The organism is Nostoc sp. UIC 10630 (assembly GCF_010747425.1).
GTDB lineage: Bacteria > Cyanobacteriota > Cyanobacteriia > Cyanobacteriales > Nostocaceae > Nostoc.
In genome coordinates this window covers 1-1,373 of the sequence record NZ_JAAGOG010000438.1, presented here as the reverse complement: position 1 = coordinate 1,373, position 1,373 = coordinate 1, and the positions used below count along the sequence as shown (strand labels likewise).

The window sequence follows — 1,373 nt, the reverse complement described above, 5'->3', positions numbered from 1 at the left end:
GGCTCACTTCCCCAATTTTTATATTCCTAACTCACCCTGAATTCTATTTTTCCTCTGCCTAAAGTGACACAAGAGGGTTAAGGTCGGATAAATTGCTTGATCTAATAAAGTAGTGATTAAACTGACTCTTGCAGTACGAAAACCAGGAATTACAATGTAGTAGTAAATTTCTCGTACAATTATTGAAGGAGGTAGAGCATCAAATTCGTCTTTACTCAACCCTTTTGGGCATCTTTTAGGTTTATACCAAGTAACAAGCTTGTCACAGTCTCCAACGATTTTGCCTTTTCGCATGGTTGTTGTGCGAGATGAATGCTTACGAAATACAGCATCAGAATCAAGTTGTTTAATAGCAAACATATCAGCGTAAGCGCAAAACGCTTTATCCCCTAAAAGCACATCATTTGGTTTGAGAAAACTGTACAACCTCCTTGCTAATTTAATATCATGGGTGTTCAGAACCTCGATACATAAAGCAATAGCGGCTCCTGTAGCTAAACTGAATATCACCCCAATTTTGGCAATTGGGAATCCACATCCCGGCTTTTGACTACTGGGTTGCAGGTATTCTTTTTGGTTTTCTACAGTGTCCGGCATAGACACTGTTGAGCCATCTATTACTTTCACATTTCGACCACACCATAAATATTCTTCTGTAACTTTTTCTTCTAGTTTTTGTGCTGTTGAGTTGAAAAGTTTCTCTAATAATTTTTCTGGTAATCTTGCCCTAGCTTGACAATATCCGCAAGTATTAAGTTGACGGAACTTCTACCCCTGCTTCTGCCAAATGTGCAATTATTTTACTCACGGCATTATGGCACGTTTTGTCAGTATCTAAAACCTGCGATAAGAATGCCCATAATGTTATCAATGGGTCAAATAACCGCTTTTTATATTTAATTTTTAACTCAGCGATTGCAAGTTTTATTGCAGATTCAGGCAATAATTCTTTAAAAGGTAGTCCTAAACTCTGACTAAATTTATCAAGAGAGGATTTGTACTCGTAGTGTCACAGTAGTAATTATGCTATTGGCTTGCTCGTATCAAAGAAAGTATTTCATGAACGAGTAAGCTTTTTCTACCTATGAAAACTTTTTGGGCAACCCTCCACCGTTACCGCTTCCATTTCACAGCCCCTATAAAAAATAGCGATCGCAGGCAAGCGTCCACTGCTATTAACGCATTAATACTTGTAATGCTTATGCAGCATAGCTTATAGCTTTTCTTAGTGCCATTCGCTTATAGCGAGTCTGCGAGCGTCTGAATAATTGGGTTTAAGACCCCCACCAAATTTTCAATTTGGTGGTGCAACAATTCAGTGGCGGGTCTGAATCCCCGACTGATAGCGTTCGCGTTGGCGAAGCGTCTCGTAG

General features: G+C 39.2%; 2 protein-coding genes. Both read right to left on the bottom strand.

Translation table 11 applies throughout. The annotated features are described in order from the left end of the window. Nucleotides 1-18: 18 nt before the first annotated feature. Nucleotides 19-627 carry a transposase gene (locus G1O98_RS39180; RefSeq protein WP_175587041.1) on the bottom strand — a complete coding sequence of 203 codons (609 nt, stop codon included), beginning with the start codon at nt 625-627 and terminating at the stop codon, nt 19-21. Between the two features lie 124 nt (nt 628-751). Then, a complete protein-coding gene (locus G1O98_RS39175; protein ID WP_175587040.1) occupies nt 752-943 on the bottom strand; it encodes a hypothetical protein in 192 nt (63 codons plus the stop codon). Between the last annotated feature and the right edge of the window lie 430 nt (nt 944-1,373).